This is a genomic window from Thiohalophilus sp., from assembly GCF_046483665.1.
GTDB lineage: Bacteria > Pseudomonadota > Gammaproteobacteria > UBA6429 > Thiohalophilaceae > Thiohalophilus.
This window is the reverse complement of the sequence record NZ_JAWOCR010000013.1, coordinates 14,302-30,216: the sequence shown is the minus strand read 5'-3', so window position 1 is coordinate 30,216 and position 15,915 is coordinate 14,302. Positions and strand designations below refer to the sequence as shown.

Here is a 15,915-nt window from a genome sequence, read left to right as displayed (position 1 = left end):
CCACTACAATCCTTCGTCCAGCGCTACCGGCCGGCCACTGCGGAATTTGACCCAGGTCAACTGGCGTTTGATGCGCTGCATGGGGTCGAGACTCAGACTGCCGGTTTCTCCATCGTAACGCTCGTAGGGATAAGCCTTGAGTGTGTTGAGCGCGAAGATAATGCTATAGGCATCGATGCCCAGTGCATACAACCGTTGCAGGCTGCTGCCGGCCTGGGAAATATACTGCTCGATTTGCGGACGCAGGCCGCGATGCGTGGTGCTACCAGCCAGGACCCACGGCATGTCGCCAAAGATCAGGCCATCCATGTCGCGATCCCGTTCCTGGTTCAGACTGCCGGTAAACACGTGTGATGTCGCATAAACGGGCACATCGGATGCGTGATAGAACTTGAGTTGCGGACGAATCTGACGTGCCTGGCGCGGATAGGCGGCCAGGAAAATAAAATCCAGATCCTTGCGCCGACGCGGTTCGAATTTGATGTCTCGATCCAGCAGCCGCCGCATGGCCCGGACACGGCGTTGGCTTTCGGTGATATTCAGCATATCCTGAATCGGTCCGGAAAAATCCTGGCGCTCGGCATTGTATCGCCGGGTTTCAATCACTTTGCCACCAAGCTGTTCCCAACGTTGCTGAAAAGCGGTATAGACCCGTTCGCCCCAGCTGCCCTCTGGAATCAGCGCAACACTATTGACATGGCCATCCAGCCAGGTTCGCTCGGCCACCTGCCGGGCTTCCTCTTCGGGGGAGAGTCCAAATTGAAAAAGCTTGTCCGGAATGTTTTGTTCTCGGGTATAGTTCAGTGCCAGCAGCGGTGTGCCCAGTTCCTGTTTATCGAGTAGATGTTCGATCGACTGTTTATTCAATGGACCGATTATGAAGTCGCTTTCCTCGGCAATGGCCTGTCGATAAGCCACCAGAGCGGTTTCTTGATCGGAACCGGTATCGTAAAACCGGATACGTTGTTCATATTGCGAGGAGCGGGCGTAATAGGCGGCGATGATGCCATCGCGAACGGCCCGGGCCGCCTGGCCAAAACGGCTGTCAAAGGGCAATAACACGGCAATGCGACGCGGTGTGAGAATGTCCTGCTGACGCCGTTCAAGTAGTCCCTTGAGAATATTTTCCTGTACCGGGTGCTCGGGATAGCTTTGTTGCCATTCATCGACACGGCGGTTCAGGATTTCGGGTTTTAACTGGTAGGCTTTGCTGATTTGTACCAGTTCCATCCAGCCACCAAGCACGTTTTTTCCGGTAGCCATGCGCATCTGGGCCAGGCTGCGCTCATTGAGCATGGCCAGGGCCTCCCAGATATCGCGCTGGTTTGCCTCAATGAGCCCCTCGTTTTGCAGATACGTTTCGCGCTCGACCAGTTCGTGCGCGGTATCGACCCGGTTGCCGAGCATAGTGTATGCGGCGGCGCGCAACTGGTGATAGTCGGCCAGATAGAACGGTTTGACCTGTTGCGGTGGCGCCTGCTCCAGAATATGCAGGACATCCCGGGCCCGACGTTCACTCAGTGCTATATGCGCTTCGGTCAGGTGCAGTAAAAACAGTTGTTGCCGGTTGCGTGAATCAGGTTGAATGGTTTCAAGGATCTGCCGACTCCTGTGAATCCGGCTATCGCGTGCCAGCGCAGCAGCGGTGCGCAGCAGAAAATTGGTTTGTTGCGCGCCACTGGCCTGTTTGGCCAGTTCGTTAAAGGCCCGGGCCGCCTCGGTAAACCCCCCGCTTGCCAGCAGTCGTTCCGCTTCGGCAACCGGATTGGTTTCCTTGACGATGACCTCGGGTTCTTCCGGCACTTGGGCACAACCGGCCAGCAGAAGCGTTACAATCATAACCCACAGGGATATCAGTTGACGTGGCATTCTCACTTCATCGGGTTCCTGTTTTTGCTGTATAAAGGCGGATGAATTCCATTCTGGCGGAAATTATACCGTGAACTCTGAAAACAGTGCGCTCTATGTTGTCGCAACCCCGATCGGGAATCTCGGTGACATGTCACAACGTGCCGTGGAAATCCTGCAGCAAGTGGCGTTGATCGCGGCAGAGGATACCCGGCACAGCGCGCGTCTGCTGCGCCACTTTGCCGTGACAACCCGGTGCGTGGCACTGCACGAACATAACGAGCGGGAACAGAGTAGCAGATTGTTACAACGTCTTGCCAATGGCGAAAGCGTGGCTCTGATCTCCGATGCCGGGACGCCATTACTCAGCGATCCCGGTTTTCATCTGGTCCAGCAGGCCCGCCTGCAGGGGCTCCGGGTGATTCCGGTGCCCGGTCCCAGTGCCGTGATCGCTGCCCTGTCGGTCAGTGGTTTGCCTACTGACTGTTTCAAGTTCCTCGGCTTTTTACCGGCCAAAGCCGCTGCGCGGCGTCACCGACTGGCGGCACTGGCGGCCGAACCCTGTACCCTGGCGTTTTACGAGTCACCGCACCGGATTCTGGAGAGCCTGGCCGATATGGGCGAGATGCTGGGCAGCGAGCGGGAGGCGGTGCTGGCCCGGGAGTTGACCAAGACCTTTGAAACTGTACAGGGCGGCAGCCTGGCCGAGCTGCAGGCCTTTGTCAGCAGCGACACTAATCAGCAAAAAGGAGAGATAGTATTGCTGGTAGCGGGGGCACCGGCCGTAGAGGCGGCCCTCGATCCCGAAGTCGAACGGGTGCTGGGAGTCTTGCTGGAGGAACTCCCCGTCAAACAGGCGGCAGCGCTGGCTGCGCGGATTACGGGGATTAAAAAGAATCTGCTCTATCAACAGGCACTGGTGATGAAGAATTAATCAGCCAGCGATCCCCCGTCAGGAACATACTTATTATATAATGTCGGCAAGAGTCGGCCTGACAGTCGCTCCGCCTCTGGCGGGGAGGAAAGTCCGGGCTCCATCGGGCGGGATGCCAGGTAACGCCTGGGAGGCGCGAGCCTACGGAAAGTGCCGCAGAAAATATACCGCCCAAGCCGCGCAAGCGGCCGGTAAGGGTGAAATGGTGCGGTAAGAGCGCACCGCGCCGGTGGTAACACCGGTGGCAGGGTAAACCCCATCCGGAGCAAGACCAAATAGGGGAGCAGGCCGCAAGGCCACGTGTGGCCCACACGGTTCCCGGGTAGGTCGCTAGAGGTGCGCGGTGACGTGCATCCCAGATGAATGACTGTCCACGACAGAACCCGGCTTAACGGCCGACTCTTTCTTATTAATTAACATTAACGCCCCTCTATAACCTGTTGTTTTTCCGTTATACTAACTTCCGTCAAAAGATGCCTTTGTTTCCCTCCCACCATGCCTGAGCGTGGCTAAGTTACTGTCAGACAAGAAAGAATTCCCACTTTTGTGGCGCTGTTTGCTTGACAGCCGGGCATATTGCTACCTATAGTGTATCAAAGTGGATCAATGTGGGAATTAATGGGATTTCGTCCCTGGGGAAACCAACGTGTTTCGTGGCGTCAACACACTCAGCCTGGATGCCAAGGGCCGCATGGCCATGCCGAGTCGGTATCGGGATGGCGTACTAGAGCAGTCCGACGGGCAACTGGTGATTACTGTCGATCGCAGTGATCCGTGCCTGCTGTTGTATCCGCTACCCGAATGGGAAGAGATCGAGCGCAAGCTCGTTCGGCTGGGCAACCTCAACGCCACAGCCCGTCGCCTGCAGCGCCTGCTGATCGGCCATGCCACCGAGCTGGAGCTGGACAGTCACGGCCGCATTCTTATCCCGCCACCACTTCGTGAATTCGCCAAATTGGATAAACGCATTGCCCTGACCGGGCAAGGTAACAAGTTCGAAATCTGGGACGAGCAGACCTGGAACGAACAGCGCGATCAATGGATTACCCAGGAAAACCAGGAGGAATCGGAACTGTCCGCTGAGCTGGAAACACTGTCTTTATAAAACCATGAACGGCAAACAGGAACATTTGCCCGTTCTGCTGGAAGAGGCGATAAGGGGTATGAATATCAAACCGGACGGTCGTTATATCGACGGCACCTTCGGACGCGGTGGCCACAGTGCGGCCATACTCGCGTGCCTGGGTGACGAGGGTCGTCTGCTCGCCTTTGACAAGGATCCCGAGGCTCTGCGTATCGCACAGGACCGATTCTCTCACGATTCACGTTTTCATATGGTACAGGACTCTTTTGCCCATATGGCGCCCCACATTGCCGGGCAGGGCTGGAATCAGGTCGACGGGATCCTGCTCGATCTCGGGGTTTCCTCGCCGCAACTCGACGATGCTACTCGCGGATTCAGTTTTCAGAAGGACGGGCCACTGGATATGCGCATGGATACCAGCCGCGGTCCGACCGCGGCTCGATGGCTGGCCGAGGCAGGAGAAAAGGAAATCGCCCGCGTATTAAAGGATTATGGCGAGGAACGCTTTGCCAAACGGATCGCCCGGGCCATCGTGGCTGCACGAAGTGAGCAATCGATCACAACGACCGGTCAGCTATCGGCAATTGTCGCGGCCGCCAATCCGGCGTGGGAAAAGGGTAAGGACCCTGCCACTCGGGCATTCCAGGCGATTCGGATTTATATCAACCATGAGCTTGATGAGCTGGATGAGTGCCTGTCGCAGGTTACCGAACTGCTCGTGGCGGGTGGTCGGCTGGTCGTGATCAGTTTCCATTCACTGGAAGATCGTCGGGTTAAGCAGTTCATGCGCAAGCAGAGCAAAGGTGATGATTTTCCGATCGACATGCCGGTTACCCAGAGTCAACTCAACCCCAAAATGAAGTTGATAGGTAAGGCGCAGCAGGCCAGCGAGCAGGAAGTAAAAACCAACCCGCGTGCGCGAAGTGCTGTATTGCGGGTTGCGGAAAAGCTGTCATGAAAGCCGCATGGCTAGTGATCCCGCTGATTTTTGCTGTACTTGCTTCGGCTATCGGGGTTGTGTATTCAACGCATTATAGCCGCAAGTTGTTTGTTGAACTGACCGAACTCCAACAGACGCGGGATGAACTGAATGTTGAATGGGGACAATTGCAGCTGGAACAAAGCACCTGGGCCACGCATGGACGTATTGAGGAACTTGCGCGAAAGAAACTGAACATGAAACCACTGGACTACAAACAGGTTATCATCCTCAAGCCATGAAACAGCAAGTTTACAATCCGGCTTCGGTATTTCGCCTGATCATGGTGATGCTGGCTTTAGTGTCGATCACACTGTTGCTGTTATGGCGCGCCGTTGATCTGCATGTGGTGAATAAAGCTTTTTTACAAAACCAGGGAGATGCCCGCCATTTGCGTGAATTGCCGCTGGCGGCTCATCGGGGAATGATGACTGATCGTCATGGTGAACCGTTGGCGATCAGTACTCCGGTTGATTCGGTATGGGTGAATCCGGCGGAGTTTGTCTCGGTCAGGTCACAATGGAGCCAGCTGGCCGACATGCTGGATATCGATGTGCAGAAGTTGGTCAAAACCATTGCTAAACGCAGCAATCGTGAGTTTGTTTATATTAAACGCCATGTCGAGCCGGCTCTGGCAAACCGGATTATGGATCTCGGTATACCCGGAGTTTCGCTGCAACGCGAGTATCATCGTTATTATCCCATGGGTGAAGTGGCCGCGCATGTGGTCGGTTTTACCAATATTGATGATCAGGGGCAGGAAGGACTGGAACTGGCCTTTAATAAATGGTTGAGCGGTGAAGCTGGCAGCCAGCGGGTTATGCGTGATCGGCTGGGGCGTATTGTCAAGCATGTGGAGCTTTTGAAAAAACCGCAGCCCGGAAAAGACCTGGCTCTGAGCATCGATCGCCGTTTGCAATATCTTGCTTATCGCGAGCTCAAGCGTGCGGTTATCAACAATCGCGCCAGGTCCGGCTCGGCCGTGATTCTGGATGTTAAAACCGGTGAAGTGCTGGCGATGGTTAATCAACCGGCTTTCAATCCGAATAATCGTAATAATTTGCAAAGCTACAGAATGCGTAATCGTGCAGTAACCGATGTGTTTGAACCGGGTTCGACTATCAAACCCTTTACCGTTGTGGCTGCACTACAAAGTGATAAATATACCGTCGGCAGCGTAATCGATACATCTCCGGGGTATTATAAGGTCGGTCGTAATACCATTCGCGATATTCGTAACTACGGACGGATTAACCTCACCCGTATCATCCAGAAGTCCAGTAATGTCGGGGCCAGTAAACTGGCGCTGTCCATGAAGGCAGAACAAATCTGGCGTGTTTACAGCAAGCTCGGGTTCGGGATGATGACCAGTAGTGGTTTTCCCGGTGAAGCCAGTGGTGTTTTGAACCCGGCATCCAACTGGCGTGAGATTGAGCAGGCTACCATGGCCTTCGGTTACGGAATGGCAATCACACCCTTGCAACTGGTACGTGGCTATGCCGCGATTGCCAATCAAGGTGTAATCAAGCCGGTCAGTTTTGTACGTGTGAATGAAACCGTCAAAGGTACGCGAGTTATCGATAAAGATGTTGCCCGGATAATGGTTCGCATGCTGGAGACAGTGACGAATGAAGGTGGCACAGGAACACGCGCGAGTGTTCCCGGTTATCGGGTTGCCGGTAAAACCGGGACTGTCAAGAAAGTCATGTCGGATGGTTATACTGCGGAAAAATATATCTCAGTCTTTGCCGGACTGGCGCCGGCCAGTAATCCGCGCATTGCCATGGTGGTGACCGTCGATGAGCCGTCTGGCGAGGATTATTACGGGGGACAGGTGGCCGCTCCGGTTTTCTCCCGGGTGATGGGAGGTGCGTTACGCCTGTTTGATATTGCACCGGATAATGTCGAGTCAAATACATTCAAGTTTGCTGATTTGACAGAGACAACGGCGGGAGAGCATCCATGATGCCGGCACAGGTCAAACAAATTGTAATGACTCTGGGTAAATTGCTGGACGGAATTATATCTGTGCCGGCGAGTCTGGATTACGAACTCAAGCACATGACTGCCGATTCCCGTGAGGTTAGCGAAGATTCTCTGTTCGTTGCACGCAGAGGCCTGAGCGTTAACGGAGAAGACTATATAGAACAGGCTATTGTCCGCGGAGCAACGGCCGTATTGCGCGAGATGCGCAATGACGACGGTGCTGTCACCCCGCTGGGCTGGCAAACCTCGAAATCAGGTAAGACAGTCCCTGTAGTGGCGATCAAGAATCTGTCCGGCAAGCTGGGAATGCTGGCCGACCGTTTTTATGCCAGTCCCTCCGCTGAACTATTTGTAGTCGGAATCACAGGTACCAACGGCAAAACTTCCTGCAGTCAGTTTGTGGCCCAGAGCCTGAGTCAGAAGCAAGCCTGCGGGGTGATCGGTACTCTCGGGCGGGGGTTATACGGGCAACTCGAAGCATCAGGGCATACCACGCCGGATGTGATCGCCAATCACCACTGGTTGGCGACAATGCGGGATCAGGGTGCCGACAGCGTCGTCATGGAAGTCTCTTCTCATGCGCTGGATCAACAACGGGTCGACAATATCCGGTTTGACTGTGCAGTATTTACCAATTTGACCCATGAGCATCTGGATTACCACGGTGATATGGCCAGTTATGCGGCGGTCAAACAAAAATTGTTTCGTATGCCCGGACTGAAAACCGCGGTAGTCAATCAGGACGATCCTTACGGACGCGAGCTGCTGGCGATTATTGATGGATCGGTAAAGGTGATTAGCTACGGAACACAAAAGGAATACGAACCCGGGCTGTTGGCGGAAAAGATAGAAGCCTTGCCGGAAGGTTTGCGGTTTGATGTGAAATCATCTTTTGGGGAAGGGCAGATAGAAACCCCGTTACTGGGTTACTTCAATGTGAGCAATCTGATGGCTGCACTGGGGGTGCTGCTTGCCAGAGGAATGGCTTTTAACGAAGCACTGGAACGGCTTGCTCATGTCAGCACGGTCAGTGGTCGTATGGAGACACTGGGCGGCGGTGAACTTCCACTGGTTGTGATTGACTATGCACACACGCCGGATGCGCTGCGGCATGTTCTTTGTGCCTTGCGCGAGCACACCAAAGGTACTTTATCCTGTGTGTTCGGTTGTGGTGGAGAGCGAGACAAACAAAAACGCCCGTTAATGGGGAAGATTGCCGAGCAGTATGCTGATCGGGTGATCGTGACCAATGATAATCCACGGCATGATAACCCCGTCGATATTATCGAACAGATCCTGGCAGGTATGAGAATGCCGGATCGGGCTTATGTTGAGCAGGACCGGAAAAGAGCGATTGAGGCCGTGATCCAGGGATCAGAATCACAGGATGTCATATTGATTGCCGGGAAAGGACACGAAAATAACCAGATTGTTGGCGATGAGATGCGGCCATTCAGTGATCTGGCCGAGGCACAACTGCAATTGAAGCGGTTAGAAGCATAATGGCATACAGGGAAGACAATACTGCACGGGGCATTCACATGAGTCTGTCACAGGCGGCAGAATTTCTGGGGGCTGATTATCCTGGCGCTGATGTTGATTTTCGTGGTGTCTCTACAGATACGCGACAAATCAAACCGGGGCAATTATTCATAGCGCTCAAGGGCCCGAATTTTGATGGGCATAACTTTGTTAGCGAGGCTATGGAAAAAGGCGCAGTAGCCTGCTTGATAGAAAAACCTGTGAAGGGAATTAATGGGATCATTGTTCCGGACACCCGGCTCGCCCTGGGCCAGCTGGCGGCACAATGGCGCCGGCAATTATCCGTTGAAGTAATCGGGATTACGGGTAGTAATGGTAAAACCACCGTCAAGGAGATGTTAGCTGCGATTTTGTCCTGCCAGGGAACAGTGCTGGCCACATATGGCAACCTGAATAACGATATCGGCATGCCTTTAACGTTGCTCGAACTTGATGAACGACATGCTTTTGCGGTGATCGAAATGGGGGCCAATCATCACGGCGAGATTGGTTACCTGACAAGTATTGCACAACCGGATGTGGCGGTAATTACGAATGCCGGCATGGCGCATCTGGAAGGATTTGGCAGTGTCGAGGGCGTCGCGCAGGCCAAGGGCGAGATTTATTCCGGGCTCGGCAATAATGGTGTCGCGATTGTTAATTATGAAGATAAGTATGCAGATTACTGGAAACAGTTAAATGCCGATCGACAAGTTATTGGTTTTGGCTTTGGTGATGAGCCGGAAGTCAATGCCGCTATCCAGATCCAGCAGACCGGGCAGGAACTGACCATTACCACCGGACAGGGTCAGGTAGCCGTCAGCCTCAAGTTGCTGGGTAAACATAATGCGCTTAATGCATTGGCGGCAACAGCCGCTGCCGTAGCAATAAATATTCCCTTACATGCAATCAAACAGGGTCTTGAAAGTCTGTCGCCGGTTAACGGGCGATTGCAGTTGAAAGAAGGTATCAAGGAAAGTCGTCTTATTGATGATACCTATAATGCCAATCCCACCTCTTTGTATGCCGCGCTGGATGTATTGAGCGAATTTCCGGGCAAGCGCTATCTTGCTCTGGGCGACATGGGTGAGCTGGGAGGCGAGGCTGATGTGATGCATGAAGATGCCGGTTTATATGCACGGCAAAGCGGGGTGGCACGTCTGTATACTCTTGGCGCCCTGGCGCGCCATACGGCAACGGCATTCGGCGAGTCGTCTTATTGTTTTGACAGCCATGCTGAAATGATAGAACAAATACAAAACGACCTTGAGCAGGATGTCACACTGCTGGTCAAGGGGTCGCGTCAGATGCACATGGAACGTGTTGTTGACGCGTGTGCCGCAGAAAATGACAGGGGTGGATGATGCTTTATCATTTGACACAATACCTGCAGGAATTCTACAGCGGCTTCAATGTTTTCAACTACCTGACGTTGCGGGCGATTCTCGGGGTTTTGACCGCTCTGTTAATCTCCCTGGTGGTAGGGCCCTCGATGATACGTCGCCTGAGTACATTCAATCTGGGGCAGCCAATTCGTGATGACGGTCCGCAGACGCACCTGACCAAGGCCGGCACGCCTACCATGGGAGGGGCACTGATTCTGGTTGCGATCGCGGTCAGTACTCTGTTGTGGTCTGATCTGACCAACCATTATGTATGGGTGGTGATTCTGGTCACATTCCTGTTTGGTGTTATCGGCTGGATTGATGACTACAAAAAACTCGTCAAAAAAGATCCAAAAGGATTGGCGGCGCGCTGGAAGTACTTCTGGCAGTCTGTGATTGCTATTGCAGTAGGTATATATCTTTACAAAACAGCGTTACCGGTTGAGACCCATCTCATAATGCCGTTTATCAAAAGTATTTCAATTGAACTGGGTATGGTCAGTTATGTCCTGCTGACCTACTTCGTAATTGTCGGTTCCAGTAATGCGGTCAATCTGACTGACGGGCTGGATGGTCTGGCGATTCTGCCCACGGTAATGGTTGGCGGGGCTCTGGGTATTTTTGCCTATGCCTCCGGACACGCCGGTTTTTCCGAATACCTGCAAATTCCCAACATTCCGGAATCCGGCGAGCTGGTGATCTTCTGTGGCGCTCTGGTGGGCTCAGGGCTGGGTTTCCTCTGGTTCAATACCTACCCGGCTCAAGTATTCATGGGCGATGTCGGCGCGTTGGCATTGGGGGCCGCACTGGGCGTTCTGGCGGTTATCGTCAGACAGGAACTGGTGTTATTTATTATGGGTGGGGTATTTGTGGTCGAGACCCTTTCGGTCATTCTGCAGGTTTTATCCTACAAGCTGACCGGAAAACGGATATTTCGAATGGCACCATTGCATCATCATTTTGAATTAAAAGGCTGGCCGGAGCCCCGGGTTATTGTTCGATTCTGGATTATTACTGTCATTCTGGTTTTGATCGGTCTGGCAACCTTGAAAATTCGTTAACAACATGTTGGCGCTGGACATAACAATGAAGTCAAAGGAAGCAGCAGAGTATCTACAGGACAAAAAAGTCCTGATTGTCGGTCTTGGCAAGACCGGACTCTCCTGCGCGCATTTTTTATCTGCCTGTGATGCTGATGTTGCGATTACCGACAGTCGCACAGAACCTCCTTTTCTGACCAGGCTGCAGCAAGAGCTACCAGAAACGGCTTTATTCCTTGGCGGTTTTGATGAGCTGGCGTTTCGTCGCGCGGATATAATTGTCGTGAGCCCGGGTGTCTCTCTGCGCGAAGCTTTAATTGTTGAAGCCCGTGCCAGGGGCGCCCGGATTATTGGCGATATAGAGCTGTTCGCCTGGTTCGTTGATGTTCCGGTGATAGCGATTACCGGGTCCAATGGTAAGAGCACAGTTACCACGCTGGTCGGTGAAATGTTTAACCGGTCCGGTATCAAGGCGGGCGTCGGCGGCAATATCGGCACACCGGCACTGGATCTGTTGCGGGAAGATAACCAGGTTTGTGTACTGGAGCTCTCCAGCTTTCAGCTTGAAACGACCGAATCGCTCGATCCAATCGCGGCAGTGTTACTGAATATTAGCGAGGATCATCTGGACCGGTATGACACACTGGCGGATTACACCGCTGCCAAGGCACGAATTTTCTATGGTTCCGGCATACTGGTGGTCAATGCCGACGATGAACATGTGATGGCCACAGCACAACTGTTTGCCGCTGGCCGCAAACTGATCAGTTTCAGTCTCGACATGCCGAAAGCTGATCAGTATGGAATTTGCGTGCAACAGAATGAGCGTTGGTTATGTCGAGGTGAACAGGCGTTGATCGCCTGCGATGAACTGAAAATTACAGGTGAACATAATCTGGCCAATGCCCTGGCGGCACTGGCACTGGGTGAGGCTGCAGGGCTGGCGCTTCCTGCCATGCTCGAGGCATTAAGGGATTTTGCAGGCTTGCCACACCGTTGCCAGTGGGTTCGGAAAAAAGCAGGAGTAACCTGGATTAATGATTCAAAGGCCACCAATGTGGGGGCAGCAATAGCGGCTATCCAGGGCGTGCCGGGCGAGAAGCTGGTAGTCATCCTGGGAGGACAGGGGAAAGGGCAGGATTTTAGGGCTTTGCGAGACGTGATTGCGCGTCGGGCAAGAGCCGTCGTGTTAATAGGAGAAGATGCCCCCTTGTTGCAACAGGAACTGGCAGGTCTGGTGAAAATCGAAGATGCCAGTTCGATGCAGGATGCGGTTAACAAGTCGGTGGTACTTGCTCAGACCGGGGACACCGTGTTGCTGTCTCCCGCCTGTGCCAGTTTTGATCTGTTTAGCGGCTTTGAACAGCGTGGTGAAGCATTTACCAAGAGTGTCAGGAGCCTGTGATGATTTTAGCGAGCCCTGTCAAAAAATTGTTCAGCAAAGCTGGTGGAAAGAGCGAGCAGGTACGGCTTTTTGCTGTTCTTGATAAACAACTTCTAGGGGTTGCTTTGTTTTTGTTGGGCCTGGGGCTGATCATGGTTGGATCCGCGTCGACCTCCATTGCCGATAAAATGGTTGACGATCCTTTTTATTTTTTCTGGCGACAGTTTGCCTATATGGCATTGGGCTTGCTGATTGCGGCGGTAGTTTTGCGCATACCCCTGGAAACCTGGGAAAAGAGTGGTCTGACATTAATCTTGTTAAGCATTTTTTTACTGATGCTGGTGTTTGTCCCCGGGCTGGGCCGTGAAGTGAACGGTAGTCAGCGCTGGATCATGCTTGGCCCGCTTTCTTTACAGGTCTCCGAGCTTGTCAAGTTGTTTTCGGTTATCTATCTGGCCGGATATCTGGTTCGCCATCATGGCGAGGTTCGCTCGCGTGTAATGGGTTTTATGCGGCCTCTGGTGTTATTGACTTTGCTTGGACTGCTGCTGTTGCTGGAGCCGGATTATGGTGCGGTGGTGGTGCTGTTCCTGACTGCTTTCGGCATGATGTGGCTCGGTGGAGTACGTCTGAGCCAGTTTATGCTATTGCTGATGTCGCTGGCCGGGGCGCTGGCCCTGCTCGCCCTGACTTCGCCGTATCGATTACAGCGTCTGACCACCTTTCTCAATCCCTGGGCCGATCCCTATGACAGCGGTTTTCAGCTGACTCAGGCATTGATCGCCTTCGGCCGCGGAGAATGGCTGGGTGTTGGCCTGGGATCGAGTATTCAGAAACTGTTTTATTTGCCGGAGGCGCATACCGACTTTCTGTTTGCTGTGATGGCCGAGGAGCTTGGATTGTTCATGGTGATACTGGTTATCCTGGCTTATCTGTTTCTGGTCTTCAAGGCGCTGAGTATCGGTCGGCGTGCCGAGAAACGCGAGCAACCGTTCTCCGGTTATGTCGCGTACGGCCTTGGTATCTGGATTGGTCTGCAGTCGTTTATCAATATTGGTGTCAATATGGGTGTCTTGCCTACCAAGGGCCTGACCTTGCCTCTGATGAGCTACGGTGGCAGCAGTTTGCTGGTCATGTGTGTAGCCATCGCGTTGTTGCTGCGCATTGACTACGAAACCCGTAAATATGATCGTCGTAATCCGATGCCTGCAGGGAGGCGTGCATGAAACACGGCTCCCGACGTATATTGATTATGGCCGGAGGGACCGGGGGCCATGTCTTCCCGGCCCTGGCGGTTGCTCGCTATTTGCAGGAGCAGGGTATCGAAATTATCTGGCTCGGAACCCGGCGGGGTATGGAATCACAGCTTGTTCCCCAGGCAGGTTTTAATATCCGCTTTATTTCAGTCAGTGGCCTGCGAGGCAAAAAATGGCCAGGATTGCTGCTGGCTCCGTTCAAACTGTTTTATGCCCTGGCGCAGGCTCTGATTATCTGTCTACGGCTGAAACCTGATGCAGTTCTGGGGATGGGTGGATTTGTTACCGGGCCAGGTGGCCTCGCTGCCTGGTTGTTGCGCCGGCCGTTACTGATTCACGAACAAAATGCCATTCCCGGATTGACCAACCGCCTGCTTTCATATCTGGCTCTGCAGGTAATGGAGGCCTTCCCGGACAGTTTCGGGAAACATCGGGCGTTACATACCGGCAATCCGATTCGTCGAGAGATTGTCGCGCTCGATGAACCGGCAAAACGTTTCGCCACCCATGGAGGAGCGATCCGGATACTGGTCATCGGAGGCAGCCTTGGTGCGCAGTCGCTCAATGAAACCGTGCCGGCGGCAATCGCACAGCTAGCTGCCGATATCCCGGTGGCCATACAGCATCAGGCCGGGCGCGAAAAACTGGAAGCCACACAGGATGCTTATAACAGAGCCGGTGTCAAAGCACAGATTACGATGTTTATCGATGACATGGCCGCGGCATTAGGCTGGGCGGATCTGGTGATTTGCCGTGCCGGAGCACTGACCGTGTCGGAACTGGCCGCGGCCGGAGTGGGTTCGGTACTTGTCCCCTATCCTTATGCGGTGGATGACCATCAAACCGCCAATGCAGCATACCTGCAACGGGCGGATGCGGCGAGAGTGATCTCTGCCGCAAATTTTACAGGCGAACAACTGGCCTCGGTATTGCGTGAGTTACTTGAACAGGGTCGAGAAAAGCTGCTATCGATGGCTCAGCAGGCACGACAGCAGGCTATGCCGGATGCAACCCGGCTGGTAGGGCAACACTGCCTGGAGGTGATGCATGTCTAAACAGGCACGACGTATAACCGATCTGCCGAGCAGTCATGGCGAACCGGGTATGGGGCGGATCAGCTGTCTTCATTTTGTCGGTATCGGCGGGGTCGGTATGGGTGGGATTGCCGAAGTACTGCTGAATCTGGGTTATGAAGTGACCGGTTCGGATATTCATGAAAATGCGGTGACGCGTCATCTCGCCCAACTCGGCGCCCGTATCACATTGGGACATGCGGCGGAAAATATTTGCAACTGTGATGTCGTGGTGGTCTCCAGTGCCATTGTTTCGGAAAACCCGGAAGTGAAAGCGGCACAGGAACAACGTATTCCGGTTGTTCCGCGAGCGGAGATGCTTGCAGAGCTGATGCGGTTTCGTTACGGCATTGCGGTGGCCGGCACCCACGGCAAAACTACCACGACCAGTCTGGTTGCCAGTGTTCTGGCCGAAGGTGGCGTGGACCCGACATTTGTTATTGGCGGGCGCCTCAACAGTGCCGGGACTCACGCTCGTCTGGGTGCAGGACGTTACCTGGTAGCCGAAGCGGATGAAAGCGATGCTTCCTTTATGCACTTGCAGCCCATGATGGCAGTTGTGACCAATATTGATGCCGATCATATGGAAACTTACGGTGGCGATTTTGAAAAACTTCGCCAGACGTTCCTGGAATTCTTGCATCATCTCCCATTTTACGGATTGGCGGTTGTTTGTATTGATGATGAAGAAATCCGTAATCTGATGCCCGTGATAAGTCGTCCGATGATTACCTATGGATTGAATGAAGAAGCAGATGTCCGGGCAGTCAATATTACCCAGACGGCAAACCAGACTCATTTCACCGTAATGTTACGCAGCAGCGGGGAAGAGATTGAAATTACGCTGAATATGCCGGGACATCACAATGTACTCAATGCTCTGGCGGCAATTGCTGTGGCACATGAAATTGGCATCGACAATCAGGCGATTGCACGGGCACTGGACAATTTTCAGGGTATCGGACGCCGTTTCCAGATTTATGGTGAATACCAGGTGGATCGGGGGCGTGTCATTCATGTCGATGACTATGGACATCACCCGCGCGAAGTGGCGGCAACTATTCAGGCGATCCGCGCTGGTTGGCCGCAGCGACGCCTGGTGGTCGTATTTCAGCCTCATCGTTATACCCGTACCCGGGATTTATTCGAGGACTTTACCCGGGTGTTGTCCGAAGTAGACGCTCTGGTTTTGCTCGAGGTTTATCCCGCCGGGGAGTCACCAATTACCGGCGCCGATGGGCGTTCATTAACCCGTGCGATTCGTATGCGGGGTCAGGTGGAGCCGGTGTTTGTCGAGCAACTTGATGAGTTACCGGCAGTGCTGAATGGGGTATTACAGGATCAGGATATTTTGTTAACTCTTGGAGCGGGGAATATCGGCGCCGTGGCGGCCCGACTCGAACAGCAATTAAATGCAACCTAACA

Annotated in this window: 13 protein-coding genes and 1 other RNA gene; 13 read left to right on the top strand and 1 reads right to left on the bottom strand. The window is 53.5% G+C overall.

The genetic code is table 11. From position 1 onward, the window contains the following. Positions 1 to 3: 3 nt before the first annotated feature. Positions 4 to 1,869 carry a penicillin-binding protein activator gene (locus R6U90_RS03280; RefSeq protein WP_410351234.1) on the bottom strand — a complete coding sequence of 622 codons (1,866 nt, stop codon included), beginning with the start codon at positions 1,867 to 1,869 and terminating at the stop codon, positions 4 to 6. A 70-nt stretch (positions 1,870 to 1,939) separates the two neighbouring features. Between R6U90_RS03280 and rsmI the strand changes: the two genes are divergently transcribed. The 13 genes from rsmI (at position 1,940) to murC (ending at position 15,913) form a co-directional block, all read left to right on the top strand. After that, on the top strand, positions 1,940 to 2,782 hold the full coding sequence (gene rsmI / locus R6U90_RS03275; RefSeq protein ID WP_410351233.1) for a 16S rRNA (cytidine(1402)-2'-O)-methyltransferase: 843 nt from the start codon (positions 1,940 to 1,942) through the stop codon (positions 2,780 to 2,782). A gap of 49 nt (positions 2,783 to 2,831) precedes the next feature. Next, an RNA gene (rnpB, locus tag R6U90_RS03270) (RNase P RNA component class A) lies at positions 2,832 to 3,189 on the top strand. A gap of 239 nt (positions 3,190 to 3,428) precedes the next feature. Next, a complete protein-coding gene (gene mraZ / locus R6U90_RS03265; protein WP_410351232.1) occupies positions 3,429 to 3,887 on the top strand; it encodes a division/cell wall cluster transcriptional repressor MraZ in 459 nt (152 codons plus the stop codon). Positions 3,888 to 3,891: 4 nt separating this feature from the next. After that, a complete protein-coding gene (gene rsmH / locus R6U90_RS03260; protein WP_410351231.1) occupies positions 3,892 to 4,824 on the top strand; it encodes a 16S rRNA (cytosine(1402)-N(4))-methyltransferase RsmH in 933 nt (310 codons plus the stop codon). After that, positions 4,821 to 5,087 (top strand): cell division protein FtsL, encoded by a 267-nt coding sequence (gene ftsL, locus R6U90_RS03255; protein WP_410351230.1) that lies wholly within the window; start codon positions 4,821 to 4,823, stop codon positions 5,085 to 5,087. Before rsmH ends, ftsL begins: the two co-directional genes overlap by 4 nt. Further along, positions 5,084 to 6,811: a peptidoglycan D,D-transpeptidase FtsI family protein gene (locus R6U90_RS03250; protein WP_410351229.1), complete on the top strand. Its 1,728-nt coding sequence runs from the start codon at positions 5,084 to 5,086 to the stop codon at positions 6,809 to 6,811. The genes ftsL and R6U90_RS03250 overlap by 4 nt, the downstream gene beginning before the upstream one ends. After that, positions 6,808 to 8,334 carry a UDP-N-acetylmuramoyl-L-alanyl-D-glutamate--2,6-diaminopimelate ligase gene (locus R6U90_RS03245; protein ID WP_410351228.1) on the top strand — a complete coding sequence of 509 codons (1,527 nt, stop codon included), beginning with the start codon at positions 6,808 to 6,810 and terminating at the stop codon, positions 8,332 to 8,334. The genes R6U90_RS03250 and R6U90_RS03245 overlap by 4 nt, the downstream gene beginning before the upstream one ends. Before the next feature lie 38 nt (positions 8,335 to 8,372). Next, positions 8,373 to 9,716, top strand: a complete 1,344-nt coding sequence (gene murF, locus R6U90_RS03240; RefSeq protein ID WP_410351227.1) for a UDP-N-acetylmuramoyl-tripeptide--D-alanyl-D-alanine ligase — start codon at positions 8,373 to 8,375, stop codon at positions 9,714 to 9,716. Next, positions 9,716 to 10,798, top strand: a complete 1,083-nt coding sequence (gene mraY / locus R6U90_RS03235) for a phospho-N-acetylmuramoyl-pentapeptide-transferase (RefSeq protein ID WP_410351342.1) — start codon at positions 9,716 to 9,718, stop codon at positions 10,796 to 10,798. The genes murF and mraY overlap by 1 nt, the downstream gene beginning before the upstream one ends. 25 nt (positions 10,799 to 10,823) lie before the next feature. Continuing rightward, positions 10,824 to 12,182 carry a UDP-N-acetylmuramoyl-L-alanine--D-glutamate ligase gene (gene murD / locus R6U90_RS03230; RefSeq protein WP_410351226.1) on the top strand — a complete coding sequence of 453 codons (1,359 nt, stop codon included), beginning with the start codon at positions 10,824 to 10,826 and terminating at the stop codon, positions 12,180 to 12,182. After that, a complete protein-coding gene (gene ftsW, locus R6U90_RS03225) occupies positions 12,182 to 13,387 on the top strand; it encodes a putative lipid II flippase FtsW (protein ID WP_410351225.1) in 1,206 nt (401 codons plus the stop codon). The genes murD and ftsW overlap by 1 nt, the downstream gene beginning before the upstream one ends. After that, positions 13,384 to 14,472 carry an undecaprenyldiphospho-muramoylpentapeptide beta-N-acetylglucosaminyltransferase gene (gene murG / locus R6U90_RS03220; protein WP_410351224.1) on the top strand — a complete coding sequence of 363 codons (1,089 nt, stop codon included), beginning with the start codon at positions 13,384 to 13,386 and terminating at the stop codon, positions 14,470 to 14,472. The genes ftsW and murG overlap by 4 nt, the downstream gene beginning before the upstream one ends. After that, a complete protein-coding gene (gene murC, locus R6U90_RS03215) occupies positions 14,465 to 15,913 on the top strand; it encodes a UDP-N-acetylmuramate--L-alanine ligase (protein ID WP_410351223.1) in 1,449 nt (482 codons plus the stop codon). Before murG ends, murC begins: the two co-directional genes overlap by 8 nt. The last annotated feature ends 2 nt before the right edge of the window (positions 15,914 to 15,915 follow it).